Source organism: Chryseobacterium sp. JAH, from assembly GCF_001507335.1.
Taxonomy (GTDB): Bacteria; Bacteroidota; Bacteroidia; order Flavobacteriales; family Weeksellaceae; genus Chryseobacterium.
On sequence record NZ_LMAH01000002.1, the window covers coordinates 330,877 to 349,904 of the forward strand.

Annotated in this window: 14 protein-coding genes; 1 reads left to right on the top strand and 13 read right to left on the bottom strand. The window is 35.7% G+C overall.

Translation table 11 applies throughout. From position 1 onward, the window contains the following. Positions 1-216 precede the first annotated feature (216 nt). The 6 genes from rpsA to AR685_RS05225 all read right to left on the bottom strand — a co-directional run bounded on the left by rpsA (position 217) and on the right by AR685_RS05225 (position 6,176). A complete protein-coding gene (gene rpsA / locus AR685_RS05200) occupies positions 217-2,025 on the bottom strand; it encodes a 30S ribosomal protein S1 (protein WP_059123923.1) in 1,809 nt (602 codons plus the stop codon). 308 nt (positions 2,026-2,333) lie between these two features. After that, a complete protein-coding gene (gene rluF, locus AR685_RS05205; RefSeq protein ID WP_059123924.1) occupies positions 2,334-3,056 on the bottom strand; it encodes a 23S rRNA pseudouridine(2604) synthase RluF in 723 nt (240 codons plus the stop codon). A 63-nt stretch (positions 3,057-3,119) separates the two neighbouring features. After that, on the bottom strand, positions 3,120-3,818 hold the full coding sequence (gene truB / locus AR685_RS05210; protein WP_059123925.1) for a tRNA pseudouridine(55) synthase TruB: 699 nt from the start codon (positions 3,816-3,818) through the stop codon (positions 3,120-3,122). Between the two features lie 198 nt (positions 3,819-4,016). After that, positions 4,017-4,835 carry an undecaprenyl-diphosphate phosphatase gene (locus tag AR685_RS05215; RefSeq protein WP_047442759.1) on the bottom strand — a complete coding sequence of 273 codons (819 nt, stop codon included), beginning with the start codon at positions 4,833-4,835 and terminating at the stop codon, positions 4,017-4,019. Positions 4,836-4,975: 140 nt separating this feature from the next. Then, positions 4,976-5,275 carry a DUF3098 domain-containing protein gene (locus tag AR685_RS05220; protein ID WP_047443056.1) on the bottom strand — a complete coding sequence of 100 codons (300 nt, stop codon included), beginning with the start codon at positions 5,273-5,275 and terminating at the stop codon, positions 4,976-4,978. A gap of 4 nt (positions 5,276-5,279) precedes the next feature. Beyond that, a complete protein-coding gene (locus AR685_RS05225) occupies positions 5,280-6,176 on the bottom strand; it encodes a cell division protein FtsX (RefSeq protein ID WP_047442758.1) in 897 nt (298 codons plus the stop codon). 92 nt (positions 6,177-6,268) lie between these two features. Here AR685_RS05225 and rsmA point away from each other — a divergent pair, with 92 nt between their 5' ends. Then, positions 6,269-7,039, top strand: a complete 771-nt coding sequence (gene rsmA, locus AR685_RS05230; protein WP_047442757.1) for a 16S rRNA (adenine(1518)-N(6)/adenine(1519)-N(6))-dimethyltransferase RsmA — start codon at positions 6,269-6,271, stop codon at positions 7,037-7,039. 73 nt (positions 7,040-7,112) lie between these two features. On the opposite strand, the gene AR685_RS05235 is transcribed toward rsmA, so the two are convergent. The 7 genes from AR685_RS05235 to rdgB form a co-directional block, all read right to left on the bottom strand. After that, positions 7,113-9,473: a choice-of-anchor L domain-containing protein gene (locus tag AR685_RS05235; RefSeq protein ID WP_059123926.1), complete on the bottom strand. Its 2,361-nt coding sequence runs from the start codon at positions 9,471-9,473 to the stop codon at positions 7,113-7,115. 225 nt (positions 9,474-9,698) lie between these two features. Continuing rightward, positions 9,699-13,304: a choice-of-anchor L domain-containing protein gene (locus AR685_RS05240; protein WP_059123927.1), complete on the bottom strand. Its 3,606-nt coding sequence runs from the start codon at positions 13,302-13,304 to the stop codon at positions 9,699-9,701. A gap of 173 nt (positions 13,305-13,477) precedes the next feature. Next, entirely contained in the window at positions 13,478-15,841 is a 2,364-nt protein-coding gene (locus AR685_RS05245) for a choice-of-anchor L domain-containing protein (protein WP_059123928.1), read from the bottom strand. 129 nt (positions 15,842-15,970) lie between these two features. Continuing rightward, positions 15,971-16,501: a DUF1003 domain-containing protein gene (locus AR685_RS05250; RefSeq protein WP_047442753.1), complete on the bottom strand. Its 531-nt coding sequence runs from the start codon at positions 16,499-16,501 to the stop codon at positions 15,971-15,973. A 10-nt stretch (positions 16,502-16,511) separates the two neighbouring features. Then, positions 16,512-17,282 carry a TIGR02757 family protein gene (locus AR685_RS05255; RefSeq protein WP_059123929.1) on the bottom strand — a complete coding sequence of 257 codons (771 nt, stop codon included), beginning with the start codon at positions 17,280-17,282 and terminating at the stop codon, positions 16,512-16,514. Between the two features lie 6 nt (positions 17,283-17,288). Continuing rightward, positions 17,289-18,203: a ribonuclease Z gene (locus AR685_RS05260; RefSeq protein ID WP_059123930.1), complete on the bottom strand. Its 915-nt coding sequence runs from the start codon at positions 18,201-18,203 to the stop codon at positions 17,289-17,291. Positions 18,204-18,327: 124 nt separating this feature from the next. Next, positions 18,328-18,903 (bottom strand): RdgB/HAM1 family non-canonical purine NTP pyrophosphatase, encoded by a 576-nt coding sequence (gene rdgB, locus AR685_RS05265; protein WP_059123931.1) that lies wholly within the window; start codon positions 18,901-18,903, stop codon positions 18,328-18,330. Between the last annotated feature and the right edge of the window lie 125 nt (positions 18,904-19,028).

A 19,028-nucleotide genomic window follows, 5' to 3' on the forward strand; every position in this document is an offset into this window, starting at 1 on the left:
ATTATTCAATCAAAAAATATATTTCTTGAATTTTTAGCAAATAAATTTAAATCAACTAAAAATTTGAGTATCAGTTCACTAGTAAGTGTTTTCTTTTTAGTAAATCATATAAAATTTCACCCTTTTTTTTCACCAAAAGAGGTTGCTAAAAAGTGTTTTCTAAGCAAAAAAAAAGCCACTCATAAGAGTGGCTTCATATTATAAAATAGTTTGAGATTATTTACCTCCTTCCATTTTCTTTTTCAATTCAGCTAATACATCAATATCACCTAGAGTTGATCTTTCTTCGTTGTTTGAAGAAGAAGAAGTGTTACTGTTGTTATTAGATCTGTTGCTAGATGCTTCTCTTGCATTCTTTTTCTCTTCGTCTCTGAAGATTCCTGTATGAGAAACTACTACTCTTTTGAATTCTTTGTTGAATTCGATAACTTTGAATTGAGCATCTTCACCTTTTTTGATTTTAGATCCATCTTCTTTCTCTAATAATCTTGAAGGGCAGAAAGCTTCTACTTCAGCATCTTCGAATTGTACAGAAGCACCTTTATCGTGTACTTCTACAGCTTTACCAGCGTGTACAGTTCCTTCAGCATATTTAGTTTCAAATTTATCCCATGGGTTTTCTGTCAATTGCTTGTGACCTAAAGATAATCTTCTAGCTTGGATGTCAAGTTCAAGAACGATAACATTCAATTTATCACCTACTGCACAGAATTCTGATGGATGCTTGATTTTCTTAGTCCAAGAAAGGTCTGAAATATAGATCAATCCGTCGATACCTTCTTCCAATTCTACGAAAACACCGAAGTTTGTAAAGTTTCTTACAGTTCCAACGTGCTCTGAACCTACCGGATATTTAGCTTCGATATTTTCCCAAGGATCTTTAGACAATTGTTTCATACCTAGAGAGATTTTTCTATCTTCTCTATCTAAAGTAAGTACTTCAGCTTCCACTTCGTCACCTACTTTTACGAAATCTCCTGCGCTTCTCAAATGAGTAGACCAAGACATTTCAGAAACGTGAATTAATCCTTCTACACCTGGAGCGATCTCAACGAATGCACCATAGTCAGCAAGAACTACTACTTTTCCTTTTACTTTATCACCAACTTTCATGTCAGCAGAAAGAGCATCCCAAGGATGAGCTTCTAATTGCTTCATACCCAACTGGATTCTTGTTTTCTCGTCATCAAAGTCAAGGATAACCACTTTCACAGTTTGTCCGTCTTCTAAGATTTCAGATGGATGGTTCACTCTAGACCAAGAAAGGTCTGTAATGTGGATCAATCCGTCTACACCACCAAGATCTACGAATACACCGTAAGAAGTAATATTCTTAACAGTACCTTCAAGAACCTGACCTTTTTCAAGCTGTGCGATGATTTCTTTTTTCTGACCTTCAATATCTGCTTCGATCAATGCTTTGTGTGATACTACTACGTTTTTGAACTCAGGGTTGATTTTCACAACTTTGAACTCCATAGTTTTACCTACGAACTGATCGTAATCTTTAATTGGCTTAACATCGATTTGAGAACCTGGTAAGAATGCTTCTATACCGTGTACGTCAACGATCATACCTCCTTTAGTTCTAGACTTAACAAAACCGTTAACGATCTCTCCAGTTTCGTGAAGTTCGTTTACTCTATCCCAAGCTTTAAGTGTTCTAGCTTTTCTGTGAGATAATTGTAATTGGCCAGTTTTGTCTTCTCTTCTATCTACCATTACTTCAACATCATCACCTACTTTTAGGCCTGGGTTGTAACGGAATTCATTAAGAGAAATAACACCTTCAGATTTGAAATCGATGTCTACGATAGCTTCTTTGTCAGTCAATCTTACAACTTTACCTACGATTACATCGTTGTCGTTTAAGCTGCTAAGAGATCCGTTATAGATTTCTTCAAGATCGCTTTTTTCTTTTCTCGCATCTGCATCAAGACCTGATTCGAAAGAATCCCAATCAAATTGTTCTGGTGCTACGTTTTGGTTAAGAATAACCTCTGCTGAATTTGTCTCTTTTGACATTTTCTTTTAAAATTTGTATTCCTATTCTTACAGACTTTGGCTTTGCTGTGAATCCTGAAAAATATGGAAGTTGTTAATTGCTAATGTTTTACTTCGCCAAAAGTACGTTCACAAAAGTGACTGCAAAAGTACAACTTTTTTTAATTACAACAATACATTTTATATCAAAATTAAAAATACCTACCTCACTGTTTTACAAATTGTTGCCCGCAAGTATTTTAATAAAATCAAAATACTTCTACATCAAGAATTAACGTTTTAACTGTAATCAATAGACTTTGAATTAACACAAAATAAAAACCTTTGATTTATTCAAAGGTTTTTGATGAGCCATCAAGCTGAGCATTCAGTTCAGAAAGTTCGTTGGGCGTAAGATCTCTCCATTTTCCCAAGGGAAGGTCGAGTTTGATATTCATGATTCTTATACGCTTTAATTTTTTAACCTCATACCCCAGAAACTCACACATTCTTCTGATCTGTCTATTTAGTCCCTGAGTCAATACAATACGGAAAGTCATATCATCAATTCTCTCAACTTCACACTTTTTGGTAACAGTATCCAAAATCGGAACACCATTTCTCATTTTTTCCAAAAACTTCGTGTTCAGAGGTTTATCAACTCTTACCAAATATTCTTTTTCGTGGTTATTTTTTCCTCTTAGGATTTTATTTACAATATCGCCGTCATTAGTCAGTAAAATCAAACCTTCACTTGGCTTATCTAATCTTCCGATCGGGAAAATTCTCTTAGGATGGTTAATGTATTCGATGATATTATCAATCTCACGTTTGGTATCTGTAGTACACACAATTCCTACCGGCTTGTTGAAGGCAATATAAATTGGCTGATCCTCAGATTCACGAATGGGTTTCCCGTCAACTTCTACTATATCTTCATCTGAAACTTTAGTTCCCAATTCTGGAATTTTACCATTGATTTTTATTCTTCCCTCTTCCAAAAGCTTATCAGCAGCTCTTCTTGAACAAAAACCAACTTCCGAAAGGTATTTATTGATACGTGTTTTTTCCATTAGTTTATTCTTTCTATGATGTAATTTTCATTACAGAAAACAACATTTCCGTAAATAAATTTATTAAAAATTTTCAAATCTGTAATCGTTGTCTAAAAAGTTTGCAGTAGCGTTTTCAACAGTATAATCTCCAATTTTCGTTCGTCTCAGTTGTGTAAGATATGCACCAACTCTTAATTCCTGACCGATATCGTGCGCCAAACTGCGAATATATGTCCCTTTCGAACAACCAACCGTAAAACTAACTAATGGAAAATTGATTTCTACATCTTTAATATAATTGATAGTAGTTTTTCTTGATTTCATCTCAACCTCCTGTCCTGCTCTCGCCATATCATAAGCTCTTTTTCCATCAATTTTAATGGCAGAGAAAATAGGTGGAGTCTGTTCGATTTCACCTAAAAATTTTTCTAAAACTTCTTTTACATTCTCTTCACTGATATGCGAAATATCCTGTTGAAGAATTTCAGGTTTTTCTGTGTCGTAAGATTCTGTCTGCACTCCTATCTTTATCTCTGTCCAGTATTCTTTTGGGGCATCCTGTATTTCGGGAATTTTCTTTGTAAATTTTCCTGTGCAAACAATGAGCAAACCTGTCGCTTTGGGATCTAAAGTTCCCGCATGACCTATTTTAAATTTTTTCGGAAGGCCAAACTCACTTTTGAGTTTGTATTTCATTTTATTAACCGCCTGAAAAGAAGTCCAGTCCAGAGGTTTGTCCAAAAGAAAGACGTAGCCTTCTAGAAGTTTTTCTGCTGTCATAAATCTGATAACTAATAAGTAATTGGTAAGGAGTAATATTTTATCTATGCTGAGTCTTCTGCAGCTCGACCTGATGACATTTATCTATTTTAAATTTTGAATAGTCAAACGATTTCGTCAGGTTTGAACAGAGTTCTTGTTGTTGTGGTAAAGCTCAAGCAAAATAGCGGGAACGTTAGGCCAATAGCTGTCCCGAAATTATTTAAACCAATAAAAATAAATCAACAGTGCAATTCCTACGATAATCCTGTACCAGCCCCAAGGTTTAAATCCGTATTTATTCAGAACACCAATGAATGCTTTGATTGCAATAAGTGCCGTAATGAATGCTACAACATTCCCAACAATAAATATCGTGATATGATCCTGAGATTCAAGAATCATCTCATATCCTTTCATCGGATTTCCAGTTGCTTTGCCCCAAGTTTTAACAAAAACCGAATAAACGGTAACTGCTAACATCGTGGGAACTGCAAGAAAGAATGAGAATTCTGCGGCAGCTTTTCTTGTCAACCCCTGAGTCATCCCACCGATAATTGAAGCTGCACTTCTACTTGTTCCGGGCATCATTGCTAAGCATTGCCAAAATCCTATAATTACGGCTTTCTTTATTGATAGTTCTTTTTCGTCATGAATAACAGGATTTTTGAACCACTTGTCTGCAAACAAAAGAACGATACCTCCAAGAACTAAAACTGATGAAATAGCAATCTGATTTCCTAAAACTGCTTCAATTTTATCGTCAAAAATATATCCTAAAGCCAAGGCAGGAATGACCGCAAAACCCATTTTGAAATAAAACTGAAGATTTTTTAAATCAAAAAACTTTTTCCAATAGGCAACGACAACCGATAAAATTGCTCCAAACTGAATGGAAACCTGAAACATTTTAAGAAACTCAGTATCATCTAAACCCATCAGATTGGCTGCAAAGCCCATATGAGCCGTTGATGAAATAGGTAAATATTCTGTAAGTCCTTCTACAATCGCTATGATGATTGCTTTGATTAAATCCATAATTTGCAGTGGCTTCCGGCGAATAGCTTTCAGCCTAATTTTTAAATTTTAAATAAAAAGTCAATTGTTGAACAACCGACTTTTCTTTTTATAAGAACCTTTTATGGCTCTTGTTATTTTTTACCTTTGGAGTGTATCTTCTACTTTTTCCTTTTAAGGATTGCATATATTTCAATCACAAATCCAATAACAATCAATAAAGGTGCAATTCTGATTCTTCTAATTGAGAAAATGTCATCATTCCAAGAATTCGGATCTAATTTACCATCAACAGTGTTGGCATCAGGACCCATCATTAAAAGAAATCCGACAACGATACAAGCTAAACCAATCAGCATCCATTTGTAATTTTCCTTTCCGAAGTAGAATGTCTGCTCTTTTGAAACTTCTGTTTCCGTGCCAAAGTCTGATGCGGAAAATTTATGTGTTTTTTTGCCCATTTTTTTAAGAATAATATAAATCGTCAACATTTGATCTTAAGAATCTCCATGTTGCAACGATAGTACTTAATACTGTGATGAAAATACCTACTCCGAAAACCAGAAGTACTAGCCAGAAATACTGGTTGGTCTCTTGTACGAAAGGGGTTTTGATCGTGGTGGTAAAATAATACCAAAGTCCTGATAATGCTAACAGAGCTAATACGGCTCCTAACACACCAAGAATTAAAGCTTCTTTGATAAACGGTGTCAAGATAAATCTTCTCTTTGCTCCCACCAACTGCATTGTTTTGATGATGAATCTTTTTGAGAAAACTTTTAGCCTTATCGAATTATTAATTAAAACAATTGCCAAAACTAAAAACAGAACACAAAATGCCAAAATCCACTTTAGGATCTTATTTAATTTGTCGTAAATCTTTTGCGAATCTGAATCGTTTTTTACGTCAACAATTCCAGGAACTGATTTGATCTGAGTTAAAACAGCACCGATTTTAGTAGAATCGGTATATTCAGGTTTTAGGGCAATTTCTACAGAAGCTGGGAAAATATCGTCTTCAAAAAGTGCTTCACTGTTGACACCCAAACTTTTTTTAGCTTCTGCTGAAGCCATTTTTTTTGAGATATACGTTGTACGTTTTACAGATTCCAGTTTTTGAATTTGCTCGACTGCCTCCGCCTCCTGCTTCACGATTTTCACAGAATCTTTAACGTCATAATTTTCATCAAAGTATGCATTTACAACCAGTTGCTCTTTAAGATAATCAGAATATTTCTGTGCATTGATCAAAATTAAGCCCATTAACCCCAACAAAAATAACACAAGGGCAATACTTATTACAACAGTAATATTGCTAGACCGAAGCCTTTTCTTATTAAACTCTTCTACAGATTTCGCCATTAATATTAAAATTTTTGGCTAAAATAGAAAAATTCTACCGAAATTTGGAACGAATAAGAGAAAATCATTGTTAACGAAATCATAAATAAACTTTGAGTGTAAGAGCAAAAAAACATCTGGGTCAACACTTTTTGACCGATGAAAACATCGCAAAAAATATTGTAGAAGGCTTAAGCTACGAAAACTACAACAACGTCATGGAAGTAGGTCCCGGAATGGGTGTACTCACAAAATACCTTCTTGAAAAGGATCAAACTATTTATCTGGCTGAAATTGATACCGAATCTATTGATTATCTTAAAAAAAACTATCCTAAAACTAGCGAAGAAACCTTTGTTGGTGATTTTCTGAAACAGGATTTTAATTTCATCAATACTGAGCAAATTGCCATCATTGGTAATTTCCCGTACAATATTTCGTCGCAGATTTTATTTAAAATTATTGATTACTATCAGATTATTCCGGAAATGGTAGGAATGTTTCAGAAAGAAGTTGCTGAAAGAACTGCAGCGGTTCCGAGAACAAAAGATTACGGAATTCTTTCAGTTTTGGTACAGGCCTATTACGATGTGACATATCTTTTCACGGTGCATGAAAATGTATTTAATCCGCCACCAAAAGTAAAATCAGGAGTCATCAGACTGTCGAGAAATCCTAAAGCGGGTCTTGCCGGAAATGAAGTTCTTTTTAAACAAATCGTGAAAGCCGGATTTGGTCAGAGAAGAAAAAAACTATCCAATTCCTGGAAAGTTCTCAATATTCCTGAAGCATTAAAAACTCACGAATTTTTAGATAAAAGAGCTGAAGAATTAAGTGTTGAAGATTTTATTCATTTTACCCAACTGTGGAAAGAGAATATGTAACAATCTAATGAATCAAAAAAAAATAGCCTTTCAAAATTGAAAGGCTATTTATATTTATATATATACTGTAAGATTATTCTCTGTTCTTCAACATAATCCATCCAGCTCTACTCATTTGTATTTTAGTCTTCTTGTAGTCGAAGCCGAATTTATACCAATAAGTTGCCGTTGGCAATCTTTTTCCTGATACTGTTCCGTCCCAGATTGGTTTCTCTTTTGAGAATCTGAAAATTTCAACTCCATATCTGTCGTAGATTGATCCATGGAAATTATTAAAGTCTTTTAGATTAGTAAGATCCAACACATCATTCACACCATCCTGATTTGGAGTAATAACATTGTTAATTTCTAGTGTAAAGAATTCAACTGCACCTACACAGCTTGTGCCTTTTATTCTTACCTGAACATTGTATGTCATGTTATCTGTAAGATTGGTAAAGACATTTGAATCTTGCCAGTTATTTCCGTCTACAGAATACTCTAAGGTCCCATAAATATTATTAATCGAAGGATTAGTCGCAATAGCTGTTAGTGTATTGTTTTCATAACTAATATTTGTAAAGAACGGCGATGATGCACCATGTACTTTAACAGTAAATAATTTTTGACAAATACCATTACTAATGGTTACAGTGTATACTCCTAATTGGTCTGCAACAATGGTTTGCGTTTCTGCACCCGTATTCCAAACATAAGAATAATTAGTTCCTGCTCCTGCATCTAAAACGATTTTATCACCAATACACATCTCAACATCCATTAAAGGAGAAGTGATCGAAGGAACTACTTCTACTACTACTTTCGCAGGTAATAGAGATTTACATCCTTGTGCCCCGATTGCATAAACAGTGAATGTTGTGGTCTGAAAAACAGGAATCGTTTGAGTATTACCATTTCCTGTAAAATTATCCCATAAATACGTTACACCTCCGGTTGCAGTAAGTGTTACCGATTCACCAGGACAAACTCTAATTCTGGTTGATGACACTTGAGCGATAGGTGTTACTTCTCTAGCCAAAGTCAATTTGATCATTTTACTACAGAAATTTCCGTCTGAAACTACTACATATAAGATCTGTCCATTTGCTCCGTTATAATTGGCAACATTCTGAATGAAACTCCCATTTTGTGCTGTCGCATCTGCCTGATTTTCATAAAATCTAAATACCGCATTAGGTGTAGGACTTATGAGTGGTTTAGCATTATTTAAATCAAAAGTTGTAATATCTGGCGTACTACATAGTAGGAAATTAGCATCTTGTGCTAATGGTGTTGTTCCACCATTGATCTTAATTGACGCTTTTCCAGGACAAGGATTCCCTGGAACACTTACTTCAATCATATAATTACCTGGTTGTACAGCAGTAACGACATTAGTAGTCGCTCCCGGAATAACTGATCCATTAAAATACCACTGATATGATAAATTAGGATCACTTACAGATGCTGTAATTAATTGAGGTTCATTATCACAAACATTAATTTCTTCGGGTAATTGTGCTCCAGAAGGATCTAACAGTTCTACACCAATATTAAAAGAACCCCCTTCTAAGAAAACTGCAGAATCATAACTTCTATCTGTTGCATCTGCAATTGCCATTTTAAAATGATAAGCTTGCCCAGGTACTACTGTTGCTGTTGCTGTAAGCGGTATTGTACGGCCTCCAAAGTTCGTTTCAATAGCTGCAGGATTATATCCTGCAAAAAATGCGGCATTCGCTGCACCACAAGTAAGAGGATTTCCGTTATCCTGATTAGCAGGGTGAATGTTGGTAACACTCACTGGTCCTGCACCAGCTGGTAGAACTGCCATATTTACATAAGGAGCAGTACTTCCTACAGGTCTTAGTAATAAAGCAAATGCGTCAGAAAAACTACATGGGAAACCTCCAGTATATTCTTCAGATGCAAATAGATAATTAAATTTAATCTGACTTGTAGTAGGTACAAAATCAAACTCTAAAAGAACAGCATCATTCAATGTACCCTGTGGGTTTGTTGCCGCAACCAAATCAGGATCACTACCCGATGTTAACGCATCACTTAAATTACCATTAGCGGTATTTCCTGCCTTATTTACAAATCCTGTAGACAAAACAATACCATCCTTAAATGGAAAGTTTGTAGTACCTCTATGAAAATAACCCCATGATCTGTTTGTATTTGTAATTGGTAGATTAGGACTTACTGTAACATTTGAAACTTGAGGAACCAAACACGTATTTGTTCCTGATGATATTAAAACATCTTTCACTAATTGTAAAGGTGTAAAAGATGATGCTGGATAAGCTGCAGCATTAACGTCAATAAACACACCTGCCTTTTTAGACTGAGCAGAAATTACTTCCTTCTGAGGAACTCTAGGCTTTACATTTTGTGAATAAATGTTTAAAGAGGCTGAAAATAACGAAAACAATAGTAGATATCTCTTCATAATAATTTTGTTTCAACAAATTTAGTATTTTTTTAAATAAACAGCACAATTATCTCAAAATTTTAAGATCAATAATATCAATATTTTAAAGGTTTTAAAAAAAATATAAAACAAATTAATGGAGATTTTCTTGTTTCATCTATGTTTTTAGTTGAGACCTGCTAAGCTTTGTAAAAAAAATAATCTTTCTAAAAAAATAAGGTCTCCCAGTAGGAGACCTTATTTTTAATTTCTGTTTTTAAGTAAAATCCAACCTGATTTCAGCTCTAGTTTTTTACTTGCTGGGTTTTCCCACTGAACTCTATACCAATAAGTTGCTGTAGGCAGATTAATACCCTTTAAAGAACCATTCCACATGACATTTGATTTATCTGCTTTAAACAACTCTGCTCCATATCGGTCAAAAATTGATGCAGCAAAATTTTTGTAATTGCTGATTCCCGTAAAGTCAATATAATCATTCACACCATCACTATTTGGTGTAATGGCATTACTTATAACAAACGTGAAGTACTGCAAAGAATTGCCACATTTAGCATCTTTAACTTTCACCAATATATTGTAATTAGTATTATTTAAAACATTATAAAATATATTCGACGACTGCCAAGTAACGCCGCCATCAATTGAATATTCCAAAGCGCCGTTGGTAGGATTTGTTGCAGTTACCGTTAATACATTATTTTCGTACACCACATTTGTAAACTGAGGAAGATCAGGATTAATCAATTGGGCGGTAAATAATTTTGAACAAGTTCCATTGCTGATTGTTACAGAATATGATCCCGGAATATTTGTTGAAATCGTTTGAGTAGTAGCACCTGTGCTCCACAAATATGTGTAGTTTGGTCCTGCTCCGGCATCTAAGATTCCTTGATCTCCTGCACAAGCATATACATCTTGTAATGTAGAGACAATGGCCGGAACCACTTCAATAGTAATTGTTGCTGGGGTATTAGACACACATCCGTTTCCGCCTAATGCAAATACAGAATAAGTTGTGGTAACAGAAGGTGTAACAACTTGAGAATTTCCGTTTCCAGAAAGACCTACCCAATTGTATGTAAATCCTCCACTCGCGGTGAGAGTAACAGATTCGCCTGCGCAAATTTTACTTTTTGAAGCAGCAATTACTGCTGTAGGTGGTCCCACAACAATTGAGATAGTTGCTGGATTAGCAGAAATACATCCATTGGCTCCCACTGCAAAAACCGTGTATGTTGTATTGTTTGCTGGAGAGACTACTTGTGTAGCGCCATTTCCTGGAAGACCATTCCCCCAATTGTATGTAGCACCCCCCGAAGCTGTTAAAGTAACAGATTCTCCCGGACAAATTTGTTGGAATGTAGAAGTTAAATTGGCCACTGGTAAAACTTTGTCCTCAACAACTGTTACCGTTGAAGTAAAAGAGCAAGTTAAGTTTCCTGGCTGCGTTATATTAGTTATGGTTAAGGTATAGGTTCCCGCAGCATTAACTACAGGATTTAATGTGTTTGCTCCTGATACGATGTTTCCGCCAGTAGTTGTCCAAAGTATTGTAGAACCTGCCGGTACTACAGATGATGAAGCATTCAAAGTTACTTGAGCTGTTGTACAAGTTATCGTTTGAGGTGCGGCTATCGTTAACGTTGTTGCTGCAGTAGTCAGTAACTGAAGATTTACAACATATTTACATCCACCATTGCTTACCAGAACATAAATAGTCTGATTTCCGGGACTTTGAAATGTTGTTGGTGCAGTAATATTATTGGTATTTCCTGCATTCGCATCGGCCTGATTAACGTAATAAGTAAAAGTTATTCCTGTACTTGAAGTCGTAATCTGACTTTGAGCAGACGTAAGATCGTACGTAATATTTCCTTGCTGATAACATTTTAAAAGGCTTGCATTTTGAGCGGTAAAAGGTTGAGAAACCTGAACCGTCACCGTTGCTGGAGTCGTTGAAACACATCCGTTTGCGCCGACAGCGGTTACTGTATATGTTGTATTGGTGGTAGGCGTGACGGTTTGTGTTGGCCCATTCCCAGTAAGTCCTACCCAATTGTATGTGGTACCACCAGTTGCAGTTAAAGTTACTGTTTCACCTAGACAAATGATTAATTTACTTGCAGTCAATCCTGTAGCAGGCGGAGCGCTATCTCCAACTACTGTAACAGTAGCTGTTCCTGTACAGGTTACATTCCCTGCAAAAGTATTAGAAATAGTCAGCACATAAGTTCCAGCAGCATTTACCACTGGATTTAAAGTTGTTGCTCCCGAAACAATATTGCCTCCAGTAGTTGTCCATGCAAATGTAGCCCCTGTAGGATAAACTGAAGCTGAAGCATTCAATGTAATCTGTGCATTCGTACAGGTTAAAGCTGCGGGTACTGCTATAGTTGCAGTAATTTCGGCAGCTTTCACCAATTGCAGCTGGGCCACTTTAGAGCAGAAACCACTTTTAACCAATACATAAACGGTCTGATTTCCTGCACTTGAAAATGCGGTAGGTGCAGCTATTGTATTAGTATTACCAGCATTGGCATCTGCCTGATTTAAATAAAAGGAAAAAGTAGCTCCCGGAGTGGTACTGATTGACCCCTGAGCTGATGTTAAATTAAATATCGCATTACCTGAAGTGTAACAACTTGTTAAGGTAGCATTTTGAACCGTTGGTGAAGTTCCGCCAACAATGGTGATCGTAGCCTTACCGGGACAAGAATTGCCTGGAATTGTAACCTCGACAGAATAAACGCCTGGTTGCGTTGCAGTATATGATGGTGTAGTTGCACCAGGTATTGCTGTTGTACCTAAAAACCACTGATAGGTTGCATTAGGAATCTGTGCTGATGCAGTGAAGGTTTGCGGAGCATTATCACAAACATTAATTGAAGCTGGAAGCTGAACACCATTTGGACCTAAAATCTGAACACCAATATCAAAAGATCCAGCTTCTAAAAAAACACCGGAATCGAAAGCTGCATCCTGAAAATCTGCCAAAACCATTTTAAAATGATAAGTTTGGCCAGGAATTACAGTTGCTTTTGCTGTCAGAGGTACTGTACGTCCACTAAAATTAGTTTCAATTGCAGCATTATTATAGCCTCCAAAATAAGATGCATTAATTGCACCACAAGTAAGTGGTGAACCATCAAATTCTGTGGATGGACGAATGTTAGTTACACTCACTGGACCCGCACCACCAGGCAACACAGCTAAATTGGTATATGTAGGATCCCCCACTTTTTTCAGCAACAGGGCAAAGCCATCACCAATATTACAAGGGAAATTACCCTCATATTCTTCTGACGCAAACAAATATCTGAAAGTGACCTCAGTTGCGGTAGGAATAAAATCAAATTCTATATAAGTTGCATCTTTCAAATTACCTGGAACAACATTCAAAGCTGTAGCCAAATCTGCGTCTCCCTGTGTAGGAACACCATCACTTAATTCTGTCGCTTGAAATACATTCCCTGCCTTTCTTGCATGTCCTGTTGTTAAAATAATACCTTTTGCAAAAGGGAAATTCGTTGTTCCTTTATTGAAAAAGCCCCATGTTCTCGTCTGATTGCTCACTGCTAAATCAGGTGAAACCACTACGTTACTTACATTGGCTGTAGAACAGGCGGATCCACCTGCAATTAGAACATTTTGCACTAACTGAGTTATGCTGTAAGAAGATTCTACGTAGTTAGCAGTATTGACATCTATAAAAGCCCCTGCTTTCATTGTTTGAGAAGAAGCCTTCTTCGTACTTTTACCTCTTTCTCTAGTCTGAGAAAATGTAAAATTTCCAATTAGAACTAAAAATAAAGCCAAAAATAAACTTCCTGCACTTTTATTTAACATTTTGTATTATTTTTAACAAAAATACTATTTTTTTTGATTTAAATTTAATTCAAAAATATTTATATTATTATTAACACAAAAATCGCAGACAATTCCCTATTATCTTATTTTAAACTATCATTTATAAAAAAAGACCGATTTAAAAATCGGTCTTTTTCAGTTATATAGAAATTTTATTCAAAATTCTTAAGTAAAATCCATCCTGTTTTTACAGTTAATTTTTTAGTGGCAGGATCTTCAAATGTTACCTGATACCAATAAGATGAAGTTGGTAATTTTTTACCTTGGAAGAAACCATCCCAGAAAGGTCTTATTTTCTCAGCTTTAAATACGGCTTTACCATATCTATCTGAAATCACTGCCTGGAAATCTTTAAGATCACTGATACCTCTGAAATCAATCATATCATTTACATTATCACCGTTCGGAGTAATTACGTTCTTCATAACAAATGTGAAATATTCTAAGAATCCTACACAACTTGTATTTTTGACCTTAACTCTGATAGAGACTAATGTATTATTGGGAACATTAGTAAATACATTTGATGATTGCCATGTAACACCGTTATCGTTAGAATATTCTAATTGTCCGTTACTAGGATTACTTACGGTGACAACCATTGTCCCACTTTCATTATAATCAACTTTTATGATCTGAGGGATAATTGCCTGGAAAACCTGAGTAGAAAAAACCTTAGAGCATACACCGTTACTGATCGTAACAGAATATATTCCCGGTAATTCTGCAGCAACTGTTTGTGCCGTTTCACCGTTATTCCATTGGTAAGTATAATTAGGCCCTGCGCCTGCATCCAAAGTTATTCTATCACCTACACAAATATAACCTCCTGTAAGATTTGAAGTAATTGCTGGAACCACTTCTACAATAACTGAAACCGGCTGTAAAGATTTACATCCCTGAGCACCGATCGCATAAACAGTATAAGTGGTATCTTGTGTAGGAGAAACCGTACGTACCGCACCTGTTCCTGAAAAACCTTCCCATTGGTAAGTAACACCACCTGAAGCGGTTAAAGTCACTGATTCACCAGAACAAATTTTCAATTTCGTTGCCGTAAGAACAGCTATCGGTGTAGCCTCCTTTCTTAATGTTAAAGTAACCAACTTACTACAGAAACCACCATTAGAAACCACAACGTATAAAACCTGCCCGTCGTTTCCGTTAAAAAGTGCAGGTGTGGAAATGAAATTCCCATTTTGAGCTGCTGCATCTGCTTGGTTTATATAAAATTTAAACACAGCTCCTGGAGTAGTGCTTATAGAAGGTTTTGCTGAATTAAGATCAAAAGTAGAAACACTTGGTGTAGTACAGAGCTTTAAAATCGCATTTTGTGCAACCGGGCTAGTACCTCCTACTATTGTAATTGTTGCAGATGCGGGACAAGTTCCACCTGGTACCGCAACCTGTACCATATAGACACCTGGTGAAGTAGCCGTATAATTAATATTAGTAGCTCCAGGAATAGCCACGTTGTCTTTAAACCATTGAAATGTCATACCTGGCATTGCTGCTATCTGAGCATGTAAAACCTGCGGTATATTATCACAAATATTAAGAGTTTCCGGTAAGGGATTTCCTGCACCGTCAACAATACTTATTCCTATATCAAAAGATCCGGCTTCTAAGAAAACAGCTGAATCATGAGATCCGTCATTATCATCAGCCATTACCATTTTTATGTGGTAAGATTGTCCTGGGATAACAGTTGCAGAAGCTGTTAACGGAACAGTTCTCCCAAAAAGGTTTGTCTGATTATTGGGTGACGCTGCCTCATAATACTGTGCGTTAATCGGCCCGCAAGAAAAACTTGCAGGTACAATATTCGTGGCGGTTACAAGACCTGCACCTCCAGGTAATACAGCCAGATTGGTATAAGTACTTCCCGGCGTATTAGGTTTTAGAAGCAGAGCAAAAGCATCCTCATATCCTGAGCAAGGAAATCCCCCCTCATACTCCTCCGAAGCAAAAATATAATTAAATGTCATTTGTGAACTCGATGGCACAAAATCAAACTCCAAAACAACAGCATCTTCCAAATCAAGTGTACTACCTGCTAAAGCGGTTTCCAAATCGGCATCAGTACCTGTGGTAAGATCAACTCCAAGCTGCGGTTCAGGATCATTTCCTGCAAGACGTGCTGTACCTGTAGTCAATACTATACCTTCATTAAAAGGAAAATTAGAAGTGGCTTTGTGAAAATATCCCCAAAATCTCTCCGTATCAGTTACTGGTTGACTAGGTGAAATTGTAACATTAGAAATATTTGGTGCTCCACAGCCAGCTGAATTTCCAACCAATACATTGGTAACCAGTTGCGTAGGAGTGAAATTAGATGCCGGATAAGGAGTGACATTGACATCTATCAAATCACCAGCCTTGGCTGTTGACGGAATTAAATTTTTTGTTGATGCTACCCTTCTTAGTTTCTTTGTCTGTGCGTACGAGAAGGTACCGATGAGAAATAACAAAAAGAAACTTAATTTAAAGTAGTTTTTCAATCTATAATTTAGCATTTTATAATTGTTTCGTCAAAAATAACAAAAAATTCTCAAAATCCTCAGCAGTTTATAAAATCATTGCAATATTGATAAAAAATTTATTATTGAATACTAAATCATAACTATTACACGAAAAAAAATGCATCAACTTTTCTTAAGATCATCAATCATATTCTGAAGTTCCTGGATTTTATCTTTCAAAACTTTAATCTCATTTTTGTTTGAGTTGACATTACTCTTTAAAATTGCTTTTTTAGCTCTTTCAATATGATCATCATCATCTTCATCTTCGTTAATCTCCTCAATGTCTTCCTGGATATCTTCAATATCTTCGGTAATTTCTTCAATATCTTCGCTAATCTCCTCTAGATCTTCCTGAATATCTTCAATATCCTCGCTGATTTCTTCAATATCTTCCTGAATATCTTCAATTTTCTCATGACTTTTATTCACCGACATTTGAATAAGAATTGATAGATAAATAGCTTCCAAAGAAAGTACTGTCGTCAATACCAGCAACATTTTATCGAAATCAACAACACCAAAAAACGGTAATAAAAACGATGTGATAAAAAGTATTGTATGAATAATGAGAGACGGTACAGAGCCAATCCAAGATGTGATACCATCTGCCAGTTTCTCAAGAGACTCTCTTCTTTCGTGTGATGTTTTCATTATTTTTTATTTAAAATAATTCTTTTGTTACTCCAAGACCAAATAGTGCGAAATCATATTTTGCAGGATCTTCAGAATCAAATTTTCTAATTATATAATCTAATTCCAAAACAGTTTTCCAATCATTTTGAGTTCTGGAAATCAAACCTAATTTTCTCGAAATATTTCCTGTATGAACGTCTAACGGTATCGATAAATGTCTTGATTCAATATGATCCCATATTCCAAAATCTACTCCACGATGATCATTCCTAACCATCCAACGTAGAAACATGATAATCCTTTTGGATGATGAATTTTTGTAAGGTGAGCTGACATGTTTGTGACTTCTGTGCTTGTCAGTTTGAAGAAAATCTTTTCTAAATCTTTCAATGGCGTGATAGAAATTAATTTCAGAATCCCTGATAATGAATAAATTTTCCAGACTCTCATGTTCACTGTATATCCTCTTGAACTGCTTGATAAAGTAAGTAAAATCTTCACCGTTAAAGGTTCTGTGAATACTTTTTTGTTCAATGGATTTCAAATCGTTCTCCGAATGATTTATCACAAAATCATAAGGTGAATTACCCATGACATCAAGCATTTTTTCCGCAGACTTAATGATCGATTTTCTGTTTCCCCAAGAAATAGTTGCAGCCAAAAAGCCCGCAATCTCTACATCCTGCTTCAAAGAAAAGCGATGTGGAATCTGTATAGGATCGTCTTGAATAAATTCAGAATTGTTGTATACATCCGCCTTTTCATTCAGGAAATCTCTTAATTCTTCAAAATTCAACATAGAAATTTAGATTTTTACAACTTCTAAAGCTTTGGGCAAAAATGCATTTGGAAAAACAGTTCTTGCTTCATCTGTAAACACTGTAAGATCACCATACCTGTTTGAAAAATGACCTAAAATGAGTTTACCCACATCCGCTTGTCTTGCAATTCTAGCTGCCTCAAGCGCTGTAGTATGCCCAGTGTAATCTGCCATTTCTTTTAAATCATGCAAAAAAGTAGACTCGTGATACAAAACTGTCACATTTTTAATAATCGGAATGACCGACTCTAAATACCTGGTATCACTGCAGAATGCGTAGGAAACCGGGGGTGTTGGCTCTGTGGTTAAAATTTCATTTTTAAGGATGTATCCATCACTTAATTCAAAATCTTTTCCTGCTTTCAGGTTGTGATAGTCACACGTTTCAATTTCACTATACTTTGAAATTTCCTGCATATTCAGATGCCTCTCTTTCATCTTTTCTTTAAAAAGATAGCCATTACAATAAATCCTGTGATCCAGAGGAATAGTGTAGACTTCCACCCTATTGTCTTCATAGATTTTTTCGGAGTAATCTTTTTCCAGCTCGTGATAAATAATTTCAAAACCTCGGTGGGTTTCCGTAATGGTAAAAATTGTTTCCAACATCTTTTTAATCCCTTTCGGACCGTAAACATGCAGTGGAATATCTCGTCCCAACAAACGAAAAGACGCAATCAGTCCTGGCAATCCAAAACAATGATCGCCATGAAGATGCGAAATAAATATATGATTGATTTTTGAAAATCTTGCTTTTGCTTTTCTCAGCTGCACCTGCGTTCCTTCGCCACAATCGATTAAGAAACATCTCTCCTCCATTTCAAGAAGTTGAGACGTCGGCGATGTGTTGACAGTTGGAATTGCTGAATTAAAGCCTAAAATGGTTAAATAAGTACTCAAATCAATAGTTTATTGGGGTAAATGTACGATAAAAGTTTGAGGTTAAGATTGAGATTAAGGTCAGGTTTACGCTAAAAACCAATGCTATTTAACAGCATCATGTTAACCTGAGCTCATCACCTGACTATCGTTTGACTTTCAAAAAATGTAAAAATAAATCTAATGCCTGTTTTCTGTGGCTGATCTGGTTTTTATCTTCCGGATTCATCTCTGCAAAAGTCATTTCATATCCTTCCGGAACGAAAATCGGGTCATAGCCAAAACCTTTGTGACCTTTATTTTCATTGAGCAAATTTCCGTGAGCTCTGCCGTCAAAATACTGAGCACCGTTTTCATCATAGTAACATAAAACTGTAATGAAATAAGCTTTTCTATTATCAACACCTTCCATTTCGCTTAACACTTTTGCAATATTTTTGGCAAAATCGTGATCTCCAGCGTAACGAGCTGAGAAAATTCCCGGTCTTCCGTCTAAAGATTCTACAACCAAACCGCTGTCGTCGCCCAAACTTGGAATTCCTGTTTTTTCGAAACAGTATCTAGCTTTAATCAAAGCATTGGCGTTGAAAGAATCACCGTCTTCAATTATTTCTTCGTGAATATGGTAATCTGTAAGACTTTTAACGGTAAATTGATCTCCTAAGATCTGCTGAATTTCTTCTTTTTTATGTACGTTGTGGGTAGCAACTAATAATTCCATGATATTTTTAAAATTTTATTTCTTTAGAAAGAAACTTATTATTAATGTAATAAACGATAAGAATAAACAGATTATTGAAATGATATAGAATAATATAATCCTTGAATTCACATGTTCATCTTTTA

Bases quoted from the DNA above. Each gene is read 5' to 3' on its own strand.
- rpsA (WP_059123923.1), bottom strand. From the start codon at position 2,025: ATGTCAAAAGAGACAAATTCAGCAGAGGTTATTCTTAACCAAAACGTA.
- rluF (WP_059123924.1), bottom strand. From the start codon at position 3,056: ATGGAAAAAACACGTATCAATAAATACCTTTCGGAAGTTGGTTTTTGT.
- truB (WP_059123925.1), bottom strand. From the start codon at position 3,818: ATGACAGCAGAAAAACTTCTAGAAGGCTACGTCTTTCTTTTGGACAAA.
- AR685_RS05215 (WP_047442759.1), bottom strand. From the start codon at position 4,835: ATGGATTTAATCAAAGCAATCATCATAGCGATTGTAGAAGGACTTACA.
- AR685_RS05220 (WP_047443056.1), bottom strand. From the start codon at position 5,275: ATGGGCAAAAAAACACATAAATTTTCCGCATCAGACTTTGGCACGGAA.
- AR685_RS05225 (WP_047442758.1), bottom strand. From the start codon at position 6,176: ATGGCGAAATCTGTAGAAGAGTTTAATAAGAAAAGGCTTCGGTCTAGC.
- AR685_RS05235 (WP_059123926.1), bottom strand. From the start codon at position 9,473: ATGAAGAGATATCTACTATTGTTTTCGTTATTTTCAGCCTCTTTAAAC.
- AR685_RS05240 (WP_059123927.1), bottom strand. From the start codon at position 13,304: ATGTTAAATAAAAGTGCAGGAAGTTTATTTTTGGCTTTATTTTTAGTT.
- AR685_RS05245 (WP_059123928.1), bottom strand. From the start codon at position 15,841: ATGCTAAATTATAGATTGAAAAACTACTTTAAATTAAGTTTCTTTTTG.
- AR685_RS05250 (WP_047442753.1), bottom strand. From the start codon at position 16,501: ATGAAAACATCACACGAAAGAAGAGAGTCTCTTGAGAAACTGGCAGAT.
- AR685_RS05255 (WP_059123929.1), bottom strand. From the start codon at position 17,282: ATGTTGAATTTTGAAGAATTAAGAGATTTCCTGAATGAAAAGGCGGAT.
- rdgB (WP_059123931.1), bottom strand. From the start codon at position 18,903: ATGGAATTATTAGTTGCTACCCACAACGTACATAAAAAAGAAGAAATT.